Annotated in this window: 13 protein-coding genes and 5 tRNA genes; 5 read left to right on the top strand and 13 right to left on the bottom strand. The window is 50.2% G+C overall.

Features of this window, described 5'->3' with window-relative positions; all coding sequences use genetic code 11:
- Positions 1-67 precede the first annotated feature (67 nt).
- The 5 genes from D9734_RS19395 to D9734_RS19415 all read right to left on the bottom strand — a co-directional run bounded on the left by D9734_RS19395 (position 68) and on the right by D9734_RS19415 (position 535).
- Positions 68-144, bottom strand: a tRNA-Met gene (locus D9734_RS19395).
- Positions 145-159: 15 nt separating this feature from the next.
- Positions 160-234, bottom strand: a tRNA-Gln gene (locus D9734_RS19400).
- 34 nt (positions 235-268) lie between these two features.
- Positions 269-343 (bottom strand) — tRNA-Gln (locus D9734_RS19405).
- 23 nt (positions 344-366) lie between these two features.
- Positions 367-451, bottom strand: a tRNA-Leu gene (locus tag D9734_RS19410).
- A 7-nt stretch (positions 452-458) separates the two neighbouring features.
- Positions 459-535 (bottom strand) — tRNA-Met (locus D9734_RS19415).
- A gap of 331 nt (positions 536-866) precedes the next feature.
- On the opposite strand from D9734_RS19415, the gene D9734_RS19420 reads away from it, so the two are divergent.
- Complete coding sequence (locus D9734_RS19420) at positions 867-1,304, top strand: hypothetical protein (protein ID WP_130209814.1); 438 nt, start codon at positions 867-869, stop codon at positions 1,302-1,304.
- 41 nt (positions 1,305-1,345) lie between these two features.
- Here D9734_RS19420 and asnB read toward each other — a convergent pair whose 3' ends face one another.
- The 5 genes from asnB to nagB form a co-directional block, all read right to left on the bottom strand.
- A complete protein-coding gene (gene asnB, locus D9734_RS19425; RefSeq protein WP_130209816.1) occupies positions 1,346-3,010 on the bottom strand; it encodes an asparagine synthase B in 1,665 nt (554 codons plus the stop codon).
- A 256-nt stretch (positions 3,011-3,266) separates the two neighbouring features.
- The gene (gene nagD / locus D9734_RS19430) at positions 3,267-4,019 is read right to left on the bottom strand and encodes a ribonucleotide monophosphatase NagD (RefSeq protein ID WP_000153129.1); all 753 of its coding nucleotides are present in this window, start codon (positions 4,017-4,019) and stop codon (positions 3,267-3,269) included.
- Positions 4,020-4,066: 47 nt separating this feature from the next.
- Positions 4,067-5,287, bottom strand: a complete 1,221-nt coding sequence (gene nagC, locus D9734_RS19435) for a DNA-binding transcriptional regulator NagC (RefSeq protein WP_130209818.1) — start codon at positions 5,285-5,287, stop codon at positions 4,067-4,069.
- An 8-nt stretch (positions 5,288-5,295) separates the two neighbouring features.
- The gene (gene nagA / locus D9734_RS19440) at positions 5,296-6,444 is read right to left on the bottom strand and encodes an N-acetylglucosamine-6-phosphate deacetylase (RefSeq protein WP_021540168.1); all 1,149 of its coding nucleotides are present in this window, start codon (positions 6,442-6,444) and stop codon (positions 5,296-5,298) included.
- A 61-nt stretch (positions 6,445-6,505) separates the two neighbouring features.
- Positions 6,506-7,306 carry a glucosamine-6-phosphate deaminase gene (gene nagB, locus D9734_RS19445; protein ID WP_001237072.1) on the bottom strand — a complete coding sequence of 267 codons (801 nt, stop codon included), beginning with the start codon at positions 7,304-7,306 and terminating at the stop codon, positions 6,506-6,508.
- A 333-nt stretch (positions 7,307-7,639) separates the two neighbouring features.
- Here nagB and nagE point away from each other — a divergent pair, with 333 nt between their 5' ends.
- From nagE to chiQ, 4 genes are all read left to right on the top strand, one after another.
- Complete coding sequence (gene nagE, locus D9734_RS19450) at positions 7,640-9,586, top strand: PTS N-acetyl glucosamine transporter subunit IIABC (protein WP_130209820.1); 1,947 nt, start codon at positions 7,640-7,642, stop codon at positions 9,584-9,586.
- Between the two features lie 203 nt (positions 9,587-9,789).
- Positions 9,790-11,454 carry a glutamine--tRNA ligase gene (gene glnS / locus D9734_RS19455; RefSeq protein WP_130209822.1) on the top strand — a complete coding sequence of 555 codons (1,665 nt, stop codon included), beginning with the start codon at positions 9,790-9,792 and terminating at the stop codon, positions 11,452-11,454.
- 447 nt (positions 11,455-11,901) lie between these two features.
- Entirely contained in the window at positions 11,902-13,308 is a 1,407-nt protein-coding gene (gene chiP, locus D9734_RS19460; protein ID WP_130209824.1) for a chitoporin, read from the top strand.
- Between the two features lie 49 nt (positions 13,309-13,357).
- A complete protein-coding gene (gene chiQ, locus D9734_RS19465) occupies positions 13,358-13,684 on the top strand; it encodes a ChiQ/YbfN family lipoprotein (RefSeq protein WP_130209826.1) in 327 nt (108 codons plus the stop codon).
- A gap of 83 nt (positions 13,685-13,767) precedes the next feature.
- On the opposite strand, the gene fur is transcribed toward chiQ, so the two are convergent.
- From fur to fldA, 3 genes are all read right to left on the bottom strand, one after another.
- Positions 13,768-14,214 carry a ferric iron uptake transcriptional regulator gene (gene fur, locus D9734_RS19470; RefSeq protein ID WP_000131706.1) on the bottom strand — a complete coding sequence of 149 codons (447 nt, stop codon included), beginning with the start codon at positions 14,212-14,214 and terminating at the stop codon, positions 13,768-13,770.
- Positions 14,207-14,293, bottom strand: a complete 87-nt coding sequence (gene uof / locus D9734_RS19475; protein WP_010380762.1) for a fur leader peptide — start codon at positions 14,291-14,293, stop codon at positions 14,207-14,209. Before uof ends, fur begins: the two co-directional genes overlap by 8 nt.
- Before the next feature lie 209 nt (positions 14,294-14,502).
- Positions 14,503-15,033: a flavodoxin FldA gene (gene fldA, locus D9734_RS19480; RefSeq protein WP_010346538.1), complete on the bottom strand. Its 531-nt coding sequence runs from the start codon at positions 15,031-15,033 to the stop codon at positions 14,503-14,505.
- Between the last annotated feature and the right edge of the window lie 131 nt (positions 15,034-15,164).

A 15,164-nucleotide genomic window follows, 5' to 3' on the forward strand; every position in this document is an offset into this window, starting at 1 on the left:
ACCGCTTGGCGATACCCCAACAAATTTGTTTTTGAATTTGCCGAATCTATTCGACAGATTCAGAATTTGGTGGCTACGACGGGATTCGAACCTGTGACCCCATCATTATGAGTGATGTGCTCTAACCAACTGAGCTACGTAGCCAGATTATTTCTTCGATGGCTGGGGTACCTGGATTCGAACCAGGGAATGCCGGTATCAAAAACCGGTGCCTTACCGCTTGGCGATACCCCAATAACCGGGCGCTGAACCGCTTACTCGAAGAAGATGGCTGGGGTACCTGGATTCGAACCAGGGAATGCCGGTATCAAAAACCGGTGCCTTACCGCTTGGCGATACCCCATCCGTACAACGCTTTCTGGTGAATGGTGCGGGAGGCGAGACTTGAACTCGCACACCTTGCGGCGCCAGAACCTAAATCTGGTGCGTCTACCAATTTCGCCACTCCCGCAAAAAGATGGTGGCTACGACGGGATTCGAACCTGTGACCCCATCATTATGAGTGATGTGCTCTAACCAACTGAGCTACGTAGCCATCTTTTTTTCGCGATACCTTATCGGCGTTGCGGGGCGCATTATGCGTATAGAGCCTTGCAGCGTCAACCTCTTTTTCAAGGAAAATTGCTCGAAAGTGACTGTTTGGTTAGGTTGCGAACAGCGTGGCGCTATATTCGTCAATTATTGTTTACTTTGTGTTTTTTCCCCACCCTACAGCCATTCTTTTGTCATACAGGATGAAATTCGGAATTCAACAATAGTGGTGGGAAATTAATCTATGAAATACTGGCCCGTTGCAACAGGACTGGGCAGGGATCGCTACGCCTGCATCTCTGCTATCACTTCAGGCGATTTATTGAGGGAATACTATGCTGCGTTTTATGACGATGTTGATGGGTGTCTTATTACTTATGCAATCCGCGTTTGCCGATACGGTCAAACCGGAAATCGGTAAATATGTTTTTGGCTATCGTGGGCAGGAAGGCGCTGTGGTGTGGATGATGCGAATCGGGCCGAAAGCGTCTAATGAGGCACTCGTTCAGGTATCGCATGTTGATAATGACATCGATGGTCAGATTTTTCGCTGCAAAGTAAAAGTATTACAGGAAGGTGAGAAATCTTATACCGCTGTAATCAAGGGTGAATCTTTTGAGTTATTACGCCTGAAAGAGGGAAATGGAAGCCTGCATATCCCGGAGGAATCGGCAACCTGGTCAGTCGCTTACAGTAATGAATTATCTGACAGCGATGTAGCAAATCCGGAACATTTCCTCACTGCATATCAGAATCAACAAGCTCCCCAGTAACTGAAATTGCCCCGGATTTCTCCGGGGCAATATTACACGTCTTATTTATACGCTGACTGGTGAACGCCAACCGCACGACCAGACGGATCGTCCATTTTCTTGAACGCCTCATCCCACTCGATCGCTTTAGCGGAAGAACAAGCGACGGAAGGACCGCCCGGCACGCACTCAGCGGCGCTCGGAAGCGGGAACAGTTCTTCAAAGATTTCCCGGTACAGGTACGCTTCTTTTGAGGTCGGCGTGTTGTATGGGAAGCGGAAGCGGGCTGTTTCCAGTTGCTGATCAGAAACCTGTTGTGCCGCCACTTCTTTCAGTGTGTCAATCCAACTGTAACCGACGCCATCGGAGAACTGCTCTTTCTGCCGCCAGGCAACACTTGCAGGCAGGTACGACTCAAAACATTCACGCAGGATGTGTTTTTCCATCTTACCGTTACCGCACATTTTATCCTGCGGGTTAATACGCATCGCCACGTCGAGGAATTTCTTGTCGAGGAACGGAACGCGTGCTTCCACGCCCCAGGCTGACATCGCTTTGTTGGCACGCGCGCAGTCATACATATGCAGGGCCAGCAGTTTACGCACCGTCTCTTCATGCAGTTCTTTAGCGTTCGGCGCTTTGTGGAAGTAAAGATAACCGCCAAACACTTCGTCAGAACCTTCACCGGACAACACCATTTTAATTCCCATTGCCTTGATCTTACGCGACATTAAATACATCGGTGTTGAAGCGCGAATAGTGGTCACATCATAAGTTTCGATGTGGTAAATCACATCGCGGATGGCATCCAGACCTTCCTGTACAGTGAAGTGAATTTCGTGGTGCACAGTGCCCAGATGGTTCGCCACTTCCTGGGCTGCTTTCAGATCAGGAGAACCCGGCAGACCTACGGCAAAGGAGTGCAACTGCGGCCACCAGGCTTCAGAGCGTTCCTGATCTTCCACGCGACGGGCGGCGTATTTCTTGGTGATTGCGGAAATAATTGAGGAATCCAGACCACCCGAGAGCAGCACGCCGTAAGGCACGTCTGACATCAGATGGCTTTTAACGGAATCTTCCAGCGCCTGACGCAGCTCGTTTTTGTCGGTCACGTTATCTTTCACCGCATCGTAGTCGAACCAGTCGCGATGATAATAAGAACGGATTTCGCCGTCCTGACTCCATAAATAGCTCCCCGCCGGGAACTCTTTAATCGTGCGGCATACTGGCACCAGGGCTTTCATTTCTGAGGCCACATACAGCTGACCGTGTTCGTCATACCCCATATACAGTGGGATGATCCCCAGATGGTCGCGACCAATCAGATATGCATCTTTTTCGCTGTCGTACAGGGCAAAGGCAAACATGCCCTGCAAGTCGTCGAGAAATTCCGGCCCTTTTTCCTGATACAGCGCGAGGATCACTTCGCAGTCAGACCCGGTCTGGAATTGGTAACGATCGCCATATTCGGTGCGCAATGCCTGGTGGTTGTAGATTTCACCGTTTACCGCCAGTACGTGGGTTTTTTGTTGGTTGTAGAGAGGTTGCGCCCCCGCGTTAACGTCAACAATTGACAGACGTTCGTGGGCGAGAATGGCGTTATCGCTGGCATAAATACCGGACCAGTCCGGGCCGCGATGACGCATCAGGCGTGACAGCTCGAGTGCTTTCTTCCGCAGCTCAACTGCGTCTGTTTTGATATCGAATACGCCAAAAATTGAACACATAACCTTCTCCGTTAACCTGGTATTTGTTGCTTGTTGTGTTTGCTTGTTTAAAAAAATGCCGCAAAGCAGCACTGTGCGCAAGCGATTTGACGGTGAAAAAATAAAAAACGTAATGGTGATTGTCGATTGGTGAAAAAAGGTCTGGTGTAAGGATGTGTTTGTTGATGATTCGATAATTTTTAGTGGGTTTTATTGAATGGGTGAATTTTAATGATGGGTAAAAATAAGAAACCACGTCCGCAGACGTGGTTGCTATTCAGATAACGTCGATTTCAGCGACTGACGGGTAAATCCAGCTTGGGCGGAACGGCATACTGTCGATATCGTCGAGCGACGAAACGCCGGAGAGCACAAGAATCGTCTCCAGACCGGCCTGGAAGCCCGCCAGAATATCGGTACGCAGGTTATCGCCGACAATCACCGTTTCTTCCGAATGCGCCTGCATTTTGTTTAATGCCGCGCGGATGATCCACGGACTCGGCTTACCAACATAGAACGGTTTACGTCCGGAGATTTTCTCAATGCCCGCGCACAGCGCGCCACAGGCGGGATAAAAACCGCGTCCGTGAGTATCTGGGTTGGTGGCGATAAAGCGTGCACCATTAGCGACAAAATAGGCCGCTTTATGCATCATGTCCCAGTTGTAGGAGCGTGTTTCGCCAACAATCACAAAATCAGGGTTCACATCGGTAATCGTAAAACCAGCTTTGTACAGCTCATGAATCAGCGCGCCTTCGCCCACCACATACGCTTTCTTGCCTTCCTGGCGACGCAGGAAATCGGCGGTTGCCATCGCGGAGGTATAAAACACGCTGTCCGGCACATCGACACCGGCAGTGGCAAAGCGGTTCGCCAGATCTTGCCCGGTCTGCGAAGGATAGTTGGTCAGCAACACCAGCGGCAGGCCTTTATCCATAATCCCGTGCAAAAATTCCGCTGCACCCGGTACGGCGACGTTATCGTGCATCAGCACGCCGTCGATATCGCAAATTACATTTTTAATGGTCATGGACTACCCAGAATATTGGCAACAATAAGCGCCACTATAAAAGCACATTAATTTTCCAGCAAATGCTGGAGCAAAATACCGTTGAGCATGGCGCGTTTTACCAGCGCAAAAGCGCCGATTGCCGAGCGGTGATCCAGCTCAGAACGTACCACCGGTAGATTAGTGCGAAACGCCTTCAGTGCCTGAGTATTAATGCAGCTTTCGATAGCAGGGAGCAGCACTTTATCGGCTTCGGTGATCTCACCAGCGATAACAATTTTTTGCGGATTAAATAAGTTGATAGCAATGGCGATGGTTTTGCCCAGATGACGACCGACATACTCGATCACTTCCGAGGCCAGGCTATCGCCTTTGTTCGCGGCTTTGCAGATTGTTTTGATGGTGCAATCGTCCAGCGGCACACGGCTCTGGTAGCCCTGCTTTAATAAATTCAACACCCGTTGTTCAATGGCAGCGTTGGCAGCGATAGTTTCCAGGCAGCCAAAGTTGCCGCAGTGGCAGCGTTCACCCAGCGGTTCGACCTGAATATGGCCAATTTCACCGACGTTGCCGTTGCGGCCAATAAAAATGCGCCCATTAGAGATAATCCCGGCCCCCGTTCCGCGATGGACACGCACCAGAATGAAGTCTTCGCAATCCTGACTTGCACCGAAGTAGTGCTCTGCCAGCGCCAGACTGCGGATATCGTGGCCGACAAAACAGGTCACTTTAAAACGCTCTTCCAGTGCTTCAACCAGCCCCCAGTTTTCCACCTGAATATGCGGCATGTAGTGAATTTTGCCGCTGTCCGGGTCGACCAGCCCTGGCAGGATCACTGAAATCGCGATCAGCTCCCGCAGCTTGCGCTGGTGGTTCTCAATAAACTGAGTAATGGCATTCAGCAGGGCATGTTCCAGCGTCTGCTGGGTACGTTCCGGTAGCGGGTAATGTTCTTCTGCCAGAACTTTGCTGCTGAGATCAAACAGGGTGATGGTGGCGTCGTGGCGACCGAGACGTACGCCAATTGCGTGGAAATTGCGGGTTTCGGTGACGATAGAGATAGCGCGGCGGCCTCCGGTGGAGGCCTGCTGATCAACTTCTTTGATCAGCCCGCGTTCGATAAGCTGACGCGTAATTTTGGTTACGCTGGCGGGGGCAAGCTGGCTTTGCTCAGCAATCTGAATTCGCGAGATTGGCCCATGCTGGTCAATCAGGCGATAAACCGCCGCGCTGTTAAGCTGTTTTACGAGATCAACATTACCTATCTGAGCTTGTCCGCCTGGTGTCATACTTTCTCTTATTGGGTTACGACCTCGTTACCGTTAACGATGGTCCTGGTGATTTTAAAATCAGGTGTGAATGCGGTCAGGTTGGCCACTTTACCTGCGGCGAGCGTGCCGAGACGTTTTTCAACGCCAATCGCACGAGCCGGATAGAGCGTCGCCATACGCAGCACTTCATCCAGTGCGATACCGCAATGTTCAACCAGATTACGCACGCCTTCAATCATGGTTAAGGATGAACCACTTAACGTACCATTCTCATCCACACAAAGTCCGTTGCGGTAGTATATTGTTTTACCCGCAAAAATGAACTGTTCAATATTGGCACCTGCTGGCGCGGTGGCATCGGTAACCAGACACAGTTTGTCGCCTTTCAGACGTTTAGCGTTACGAATGTTGGCGTAATCAACATGCAGGCCATCAGCGATAATACCGCAATAAATGTCAGCTTCGTCGAGGATCGCGCCCGCCAGGCCCGGCTCACGGCCCGTAATATACGGCATCGCGTTGTACAGATGGGTGGCAAAGGTAATCCCCGCGCGGAAACCGGCTTTCGCTTCTTTCAACGTCGCGTTGGAGTGACCGGCAGACACCACAATCCCGGCATTTGCCAGTTTGCTGATCACTTCTGCTGGAACCATTTCCGGTGCCAGCGTCACTTTGGTAATGACATCGGCATTTTCACACAGGAAATCGACCAGCGCGGCATCAGGTTTGCGCACAAAATTCGGATTATGGGTGCCTTTTTTTACCAGATTCAGCCACGGACCTTCCAGATGTAAACCTAATGCCTGATTCGGATGTTTTGCCAGGTACTCGCGCATAACGCGCACGCCCTGTTTCATCAGCTCATCGCTGGTGGTGATAAGCGTCGGCAAATAGTTAGTGCAGCCTGATTTCTCATTGGCTTTCTGCATGATTTCCAGCGTTTCCACGCTGACCGCTTCAGCGGTATCGTTGAACTGTACGCCGCCGCAGCCGTTTAACTGCACATCGATAAAACCGGGGGAGAGAATGGCCCCGTTCAGTGAACGTTGTTCAATCTCTGGCGGCAGTTCCGCTATTGGGCAGACGCTTTTAATCAGGCCATCAGCGATAACAACTGCATGGTCATCAAGAAATTCATGACCGGTAAAGATCCGGCCCTGGGTTAATGCATACATTCCGACCCCCGATTTCAAAAATAATAATGCCCTGAGCAAGGCGTCAGGGCAGGGATAACAATTACAGACCTTTGATATTTTCTGCTTCTAATTCGTTGAAATATCTTAAAGTCTTAACTTTCAGCTCCATGGTGGAAGGTTCATCGCACACCATGATGGCTTTCGGATGCAGTTGCAGACAGCTGATGGTCCACATGTGGTTAACGCAACCTTCAACGGCAGCCTGCAGTGCCAGTGCTTTCTGGCTGCCCAGCACCAGAATCATCACTTCTTCGGCATCCAGCAGTGTACCCACACCTACGGTCAGCGCATATTTTGGCACCTGATTAACATCGTTATCAAAGAAACGAGAGTTTGCGACGCGAGTGTCATGTGTCAGGGTTTTGATACGGGTGCGAGAGGCAAGAGAAGAGGCCGGTTCGTTAAATGCAATGTGACCGTCGTTACCTACACCGCCCATAAACAGGTGGATTTTACCGTAAGAGCGGATTTTTTCTTCATACTGGCGGCATTCGGCGTCGATATCTGGGGCATTGCCGTTGAGAAGGTTGATATTTTCTGCTGGAATATCAACGTGATCGAAGAAGTTACGGTGCATAAAACTGTAGTAGCTTTCCGGATGCTCTTTCGGCAGACCGACATATTCGTCCATGTTGAAGGTGACAACGTGCTTAAAGCTGACCTGGCCTGCTTTATGCATTTCGACTAACGCTTTATAGGTGGTCATCGGCGTGCCGCCAGTCGGCAGGCCAAGCACAAACGGACGATCGGCAGTCGGTTTGAACGCATTAATACGATTAACGATATGGCGAGCAGCCCATTTGCCGACCTGTTCAGCGGTAGTCAGGGGGATCAGTCTCATTATTCACCTCAAGTAAGTAAAAAGTAAGCCGTTGGCGGATTAGGCATCTTTAAGCGTAACCTGGATTTGCGCAGACAGGCGTCAATCCGACCTGATTTTTTGAATGATAAAATAAGTTTTCTGGTTTAGCCAGTAAAAGGGAGTAATGATAACGATATTTGGTGACAAAACTCACAAAAGACGCGCGTTTAATTTGCGGTACGAATTAAATTTTCACACACTCTGTAGCAGATGATCTAACAATATGATTACAGAACATCGGCAGTACAATTTGCTGCAAAATAAAGATACGGCTTTAAACGAGCCAAATAGAATTCTCGTAGGGGGAATAAGATGAATATTTTAGGTTTTTTCCAGCGACTCGGTAGGGCGTTACAGCTCCCTATCGCGGTGCTGCCGGTGGCGGCACTGTTGCTGCGATTCGGCCAGCCAGATTTACTTAATGTTGCGTTTATTGCCCAGGCAGGCGGCGCGATTTTTGATAACCTGGCGTTGATCTTTGCGATCGGCGTGGCCTCCAGCTGGTCCAAAGACAGTGCAGGTGCAGCTGCGTTGGCGGGTGCAGTTGGTTACTTTGTGTTAACTAAAGCGATGGTGACCATCAACCCAGAAATTAACATGGGGGTTCTGGCAGGTATCATTACCGGTCTGGTCGGTGGTGCAGCCTATAACCGTTGGTCTGATATTAAACTGCCGGACTTCCTGAGCTTCTTCGGCGGCAAACGTTTTGTGCCGATCGCCACCGGCTTCTTCTGCCTGGTGCTGGCAGCCATTTTTGGTTACGTCTGGCCGCCGGTACAGCACGCTATCCATGCAGGCGGCGAGTGGATCGTTTCTGCGGGCGCGCTGGGTTCCGGTATCTTTGGTTTCATCAACCGTCTGCTGATCCCAACCGGTCTGCATCAGGTACTGAATACCATCGCCTGGTTCCAGATTGGTGAATTCACCAACGCTGCGGGTACGGTTTTCCACGGTGACATCAACCGCTTCTATGCGGGCGACGGCACTGCGGGGATGTTCATGTCTGGCTTCTTCCCGATCATGATGTTCGGTCTGCCAGGTGCGGCGCTGGCGATGTACTTCGCAGCACCGAAAGAGCGTCGCCCGATGGTTGGCGGGATGCTGCTTTCTGTTGCTATCACCGCGTTCCTGACAGGTGTGACTGAGCCGCTGGAATTCCTGTTCATGTTCCTTGCGCCGTTGCTGTACCTCCTGCACGCACTGCTGACCGGTATCAGTCTGTTTGTGGCAACGCTGCTGGGGATCCACGCGGGCTTCTCCTTCTCTGCGGGCGCTATCGACTACGCGTTGATGTACAACCTGCCAGCAGCCAGCCAGAACGTCTGGATGCTGCTGGTGATGGGCGTTGTTTTCTTCGTTATCTACTTTGTGGTGTTCAGTGCGGTTATCCGTATGTTCAACCTGAAAACGCCAGGTCGTGAAGATAAAGATGACGAGATCGTTACTGAAGAAGCGAACAGCAATACCGAAGAAGGCTTAACTCAACTGGCAACCAACTACATTGCGGCAGTTGGTGGTAGTGACAATCTAAAAGCGATTGACGCCTGTATTACTCGTCTGCGCTTGACTGTGGCTGACTCAGCACGTGTCAACGATGCGATGTGTAAACGTCTGGGTGCTTCTGGTGTGGTGAAACTGAACAAACAGACCATCCAGGTGATTGTCGGCGCGAAAGCAGAATCCATCGGCGATGCGATGAAGAAAGTCGTTGCTCGTGGCCCGGTAGCTGCTGCTTCTGCTGAAGCTGCTCCGGCAACTGCCGCTCCGGTAGCGAAACCGCAGGCTGTACCAAACGCAGTGTCTATCGCTGAGCTGGTATCGCCAATTACCGGTGATGTTGTCGCACTGGATCAGGTGCCAGACGAAGCATTCGCCAGCAAAGCGGTGGGTGACGGTGTGGCGGTGAAACCGACAGATAAAATCGTCGTATCACCAGCCGCAGGGACAATCGTGAAAATCTTCAACACCAACCACGCGTTCTGCCTGGAAACCGAAAAAGGCGCGGAGATTGTCGTCCACATGGGTATCGACACCGTAGCGCTGGAAGGTAAAGGCTTTAAACGTTTGGTGGAAGAGGGCGCGCAGGTAAGCGCAGGGCAACCGATTCTGGAAATGGATCTGGATTACCTGAACGCTAACGCCCGTTCGATGATTAGCCCGGTGGTTTGCAGCAATATCGACGATTTCAGTGGCTTGATCATTAAAGCTCAGGGCCATGTTGTGGCGGGTCAAACACCGCTGTATGAAATCAAAAAGTAATCTGCTTTATGCCTGATGCGACGCTTGAGCGTCGCATCCAACAATGACAAGCGGTGGAGATCTTCTCTGCCGCTTTTTTTTTCATCAACTATCCCCATAATCTCTGTTAGATTTTTCGATTTTCTCTAACTAACAGTTGTCAGCCTGTCCCGCTTATAAGATCATACGCCGTTATACGTTGTTTACGCTTTGAGGAATCCACGATGAGTGAGGCAGAAGCCCGCCCGACTAACTTTATTCGTCAGATCATCGATGAAGATCTGGCCAGTGGTAAGCACACCACAGTACACACCCGTTTCCCGCCGGAGCCGAATGGCTATCTGCATATTGGCCATGCGAAATCTATCTGCCTGAACTTCGGGATCGCCCAGGACTATAAAGGCCAGTGCAACCTGCGTTTCGACGACACTAACCCGGTAAAAGAAGATATTGAGTACGTCGAGTCGATCAAAAACGACGTAGAGTGGTTAGGTTTTCACTGGTCTGGTAACGTCCGTTACTCCTCCGATTATTTTGATCAGCTCCACGCCTATGCTGTTGAACTGATCAATAAAGGCCTGGCGTATGTCGATGAGCTGACGCCAGAACAGATCCGCGAATATCGTGGCACTCTGACGCAGCCGGGTAAAAACAGCCCGTACCGCGACCGCAGCGTTGAAGAGAACCTGGCGCTGTTCGAAAAAATGCGTACCGGTGGTTTTGAAGAAGGTAAAGCCTGCCTGCGCGCGAAAATCGACATGGCTTCGCCGTTTATCGTGATGCGCGATCCGGTGCTGTACCGCATTAAGTTTGCTGAACACCACCAGACCGGCAACAAGTGGTGCATCTACCCGATGTACGACTTCACCCACTGCATCAGCGATGCGCTGGAAGGCATTACGCACTCTCTGTGTACGCTGGAGTTCCAGGATAACCGTCGTCTGTACGACTGGGTACTGGACAACATCACCATTCCTGTTCATCCGCGCCAGTACGAATTCTCGCGCCTGAATCTGGAATACACCGTGATGTCCAAGCGTAAGCTGAACCAACTGGTCACCGACAAGCACGTAGAAGGTTGGGATGATCCACGTATGCCGACCATTTCCGGTCTGCGTCGTCGTGGTTACACTGCGGCTTCTATTCGTGAGTTCTGTAAACGCATTGGCGTGACCAAGCAGGACAACACCATTGAGATGGCGTCGCTGGAATCCTGCATTCGTGAAGACCTCAACGAGAACGCGCCGCGTGCAATGGCAGTTATCGATCCGGTGAAACTGGTTATCGAAAACTATCAGGGCGAAGGCGAAATGGTCACCATGCCGAACCATCCGAATAAACCGGAAATGGGCAGCCGTCAGGTGCCGTTTAGCGGTGAGATTTGGATCGATCGCGCCGATTTCCGCGAAGAAGCTAACAAGCAGTACAAACGTCTGGTGCTGGGTAAAGAAGTGCGTCTGCGTAATGCTTACGTGATTAAAGCGGAACGCGTGGAGAAAGATGCCGAAGGCAATATCACCACTATCTTCTGTACTTATGACGCCGACACCTTAAGCAAAGATCCGGCTGATGGTCGTAAAGTCAAAGGCGTTATTCACTGGGTAAGCGCGGCACATGCGCTGCCGGTTGAAATCCGCCTGTACGATCGTCTGTTCAGTGTGCCGAATCCAGGCGCTGCGGATGATTTCCTGTCGGTGATTAACCAGGATTCTCTGGTCATCAAACAGGGCTTTGCTGAACCGTCTCTGAAAGATGCGGTGGCAGGTAAAGCATTCCAGTTTGAGCGTGAAGGCTACTTCTGCCTCGACAGCCGCCATTCCACAGCGGAAAAACCGGTATTTAACCGCACCGTTGGGCTGCGTGATACCTGGGCGAAAGTAGGCGAGTAATTTTAAGTTTCACCTTGCCGGATAAGGCGTTTACGCCGCATCCGGCAAGAAACATGCAAACAATTCAAAACGCCGCGTTCAGCGGCGTTTTTTCTGCTTTTCTTCGCGAATTAATTTCGCTTCGCAATTTATTCATGCAACAAATTTAAAATCACAAATTATAATTAATTTAAATGTAACCGCTTTCATCTTACTGGAAAGCCACATATTTTTTCTTCTACCCGCTCGCCTGGTACACATTTAAACCTTGTAACAAAAATCATCAAAATATGTGCGGTTGCTCATGTTCTTACATTCTCGTTACAGAAAGAGATTGATAATTCGCGTCGCGAAAAATAGTCTATTCCTGTAGTCAGCGAGACTTTTCTCAACGCTACTTTTTTAATTTTTATTTTTTTCGCTGTTCACCTGTGGTGCAGCAATTTATACGTCAAAGAGGATTAACCCATGCGTACGTTTAGTGGCAAACGTAGTACGCTGGCGCTGGCTATCGCCGGTGTTACAGCAATGTCGGGCCTGGTGGCAATGCCGGAGGCTCGCGCCGAAGGATTCATCGACGATTCAACCTTAACCGGCGGTATCTATTACTGGCAGCGTGAACGCGACCGTAAAGATGTTACCGACGGCGACAAATACAAAACCAACCTTTCTCACTCCACCTGGAATGCCAACCTCGATTTTCAGTCCGGTTATGCTGCTGATATGTTCGGCCTTGATATTGCCGCGTTTACGGCGATTGAAATGGCGGAAAACGGCGACAGCTCACACCCGAACGAAATCGCGTTTTCGAAAAGTAATAAAGCCTATGATGAAGACTGGTCCGGCGACAAAAGCGGTATAAGCCTGTATAAAGCAGCGGCAAAATTTAAATACGGTCCGGTGTGGGCGAGGGCAGGTTACATTCAGCCAACTGGTCAAACGCTGTTAGCGCCGCACTGGAGCTTTATGCCGGGTACCTATCAGGGCGCGGAAGCCGGGGCCAATTTTGATTACGGCGATGCTGGTGCGTTGAGTTTCTCCTACATGTGGACCAACGAATACAAAGCGCCGTGGCATCTGGAAATGGATGAGTTTTATCAGAACGATAAAACCACCAAAGTTGATTATCTGCACTCCCTTGGGGCGAAGTACGACTTCAAAAATAACTTCGTGCTGGAAGCGGCGTTTGGTCAGGCGGAAGGGTATATCGATCAGTATTTTGCCAAAGCCAGCTATAAATTTGATATCGCCGGTAGCCCGTTAACCACCAGCTACCAGTTCTACGGTACGCGCGATAAAGTTGACGATCGCAGCGTCAACGATCTTTACGATGGCACTGCCTGGCTGCAAGCGTTGACCTTTGGTTACCGGGCGGCTGACGTGGTGGATTTGCGTCTGGAAGGCACCTGGGTTAAAGCTGACGGTCAGCAGGGATACTTCCTGCAACGTATGACGCCAACCTACGCTTCCTCGAACGGTCGCCTGGATATCTGGTGGGATAACCGTTCTGACTTTAACGCCAACGGCGAAAAAGCGGTCTTCTTCGGCGCGATGTATGACCTGAAAAACTGGAATCTTCCAGGCTTCGCCATCGGTGCTTCCTACGTTTACGCATGGGATGCTAAACCTGCGACCTGGCAGAGCAATCCGGATGCGTACTACGACAAGAACCGGACTATTGAAGAGTCTGCATACAGCCTGGATGCGGTCTACACCATTCAGGACGGTCGTGCCAAGGGCACAATGTTCAAACTGCACTTCACCGAATACGACAACCACTCCGACATCCCAAGCTGGGGCGGCGGTTACGGTAACATCTTCCAGGATGAGCGCGACGTGAAATTCATGGTAATCGCACCATTCACCATCTTCTGATGCCCGACGCGGCAGGTTTTGTGCCTGCCGCACATTTGAGGAATTCGCTATGAAAAAACTGATTCTCATCGCCACGATGGCATCGGGGCTGGTGGCTTGTGCGCAATCAACCGCGCCACAGGAAGACAGTCGTCTGAAAGAGGCGTACAGCGCCTGTATCAATACCGCGCAAGGTTCGCCGGAAAAAATTGAAGCCTGTCAGAGCGTGTTAAACGTGCTGAAGAAAGAGAAACAACATCAGCAATTTGCCGAGCAGGAAAGTGTCCGCGTACTGGATTATCAGCAGTGCATCCAGGCAACGCAAACCGGTAATGACCAGGCAGTGAAAGCCGATTGTGATAAGGTCTGGCAGGAAATTCGCAGTAATAACAAATAAGTGAGGGCTGTAACTCTCGCTTTTCTTATTTCCCTTGTATAAAAAAGCCAACCCGCAGGTTGGCTTTTTTCGTTCAGGCTGGCTTATTTGCCTTCGTGCGCGTGCTCATCTTCGCGGCAATCGCCTTCGGCACAGTGACCGTAAAGATAGAGACTATGGTTAGTCAGGCGAATGCCATGCTTCGCGGCAATTTCACGCTGACGCGCTTCGATAGATTCATCACTAAATTCGATAACCTTTCCGCAGTCGAGGCAGATCAGATGATCGTGGTGATGTTGTTGAGTCAGTTCAAATACGGATTTACCGCCTTCAAAATTGTGGCGGGTGACGATACCGGCGTCGTCAAACTGGTTCAGTACACGATATACCGTAGCCAGACCAATTTCTTCACCCATATCGATCAGACGTTTGTATAAATCTTCCGCACTGACGTGATGGTTGTCCGGCTCCTGAAGAACTTCCAGGATTTTTAAGCGAGGAAGCGTTACTTTCAGGCCAGCTTTCTTTAGGGCGGTATTGTTATCAGTCATGCGGAATCTGTCCTGTTACTAAGCGGTTCACTTCATTAAAAGAAGTGACAGAATTTGCTCTTGAGATAATGCGTATCATTATAGATTTGCCATGCCTAAATGAAAACTACAAGTCCCTGGCAAATATTGTTAATAAAAACGTGGCTTAGCTTACATTTACATCGGTAAGGCCACTTCAATACTGGAACATTGTACAGGTACTACGGCAAAAGTTACAAATTTGTAGCAATTATTTTGATTGGCATTATCTATTAATACGGCGTAGACATGAGTCTACGCCGCAGTACATCAGGCATTGATAATTTCGTCGAGATGCAGTTCTTCAGAAATTTGTTTTACCCATTTTTCTACACGTTCGGCGGTCAGTTCTGGCTGACGGTCTTCGTCGATAGCCAGGCCGACAAAGTGGTCATCATCCGCCAGACCTTTTGATGCTTCGAAATGATAGCCCGCAGTTGGCCAGTGACCGACGATGGTCGCGCCGCGCGGTTCAATAATGTCACGAATGGTGCCTAAGGCGTCGCAGAAATATTCTGCGTAATCTTCCTGGTCGCCACAGCCAAACAGCGCAACCAGTTTACCATTGAAATCAATCTCTTCGAGAGTCGGGAAGAAGTCGTCCCAGTCACACTGTGCTTCGCCATAGTACCAGGTTGGGATGCCCAGCAGAAGAATGTCATAAGCTTCCAGATCTTCTTTGCTGCTTTTTGCAATGTCATGGACATCGGCAACGTCTTTACCAAGCTGTTTTTGAATCATTTTTGCGATATTTTCGGTATTACCGGTGTCGCTGCCGAAAAAGATGCCAGTGATAGCCATGAGTGAAATAACCTCTTGAAACTTATTGAAATGGGGGTGGCAAATTGCCCACGGATAAAGGCAATCATAGCAGAACAGGCAGTCTTGCGGAATCAGCAAACGAGCAGGACTGCACACTGTGCTACACGAAA

This window comes from Escherichia sp. E14S1, assembly GCF_004211995.1.
Taxonomy (GTDB): domain Bacteria; phylum Pseudomonadota; class Gammaproteobacteria; order Enterobacterales; family Enterobacteriaceae; genus Escherichia.

What these genes read in the sequence shown, in the direction of transcription:
- D9734_RS19420 (WP_130209814.1), top strand. Translation starts at nt 867, where the DNA reads ATGCTGCGTTTTATGACGATGTTGATGGGTGTCTTATTACTTATGCAA.
- asnB (WP_130209816.1), bottom strand. Translation starts at nt 3,010, where the DNA reads ATGTGTTCAATTTTTGGCGTATTCGATATCAAAACAGACGCAGTTGAG.
- nagD (WP_000153129.1), bottom strand. Translation starts at nt 4,019, where the DNA reads ATGACCATTAAAAATGTAATTTGCGATATCGACGGCGTGCTGATGCAC.
- nagC (WP_130209818.1), bottom strand. Translation starts at nt 5,287, where the DNA reads ATGACACCAGGCGGACAAGCTCAGATAGGTAATGTTGATCTCGTAAAA.
- nagA (WP_021540168.1), bottom strand. Translation starts at nt 6,444, where the DNA reads ATGTATGCATTAACCCAGGGCCGGATCTTTACCGGTCATGAATTTCTT.
- nagB (WP_001237072.1), bottom strand. Translation starts at nt 7,306, where the DNA reads ATGAGACTGATCCCCCTGACTACCGCTGAACAGGTCGGCAAATGGGCT.
- nagE (WP_130209820.1), top strand. Translation starts at nt 7,640, where the DNA reads ATGAATATTTTAGGTTTTTTCCAGCGACTCGGTAGGGCGTTACAGCTC.
- glnS (WP_130209822.1), top strand. Translation starts at nt 9,790, where the DNA reads ATGAGTGAGGCAGAAGCCCGCCCGACTAACTTTATTCGTCAGATCATC.
- chiP (WP_130209824.1), top strand. Translation starts at nt 11,902, where the DNA reads ATGCGTACGTTTAGTGGCAAACGTAGTACGCTGGCGCTGGCTATCGCC.
- chiQ (WP_130209826.1), top strand. Translation starts at nt 13,358, where the DNA reads ATGAAAAAACTGATTCTCATCGCCACGATGGCATCGGGGCTGGTGGCT.
- fur (WP_000131706.1), bottom strand. Translation starts at nt 14,214, where the DNA reads ATGACTGATAACAATACCGCCCTAAAGAAAGCTGGCCTGAAAGTAACG.
- uof (WP_010380762.1), bottom strand. Translation starts at nt 14,293, where the DNA reads ATGATACGCATTATCTCAAGAGCAAATTCTGTCACTTCTTTTAATGAA.
- fldA (WP_010346538.1), bottom strand. Translation starts at nt 15,033, where the DNA reads ATGGCTATCACTGGCATCTTTTTCGGCAGCGACACCGGTAATACCGAA.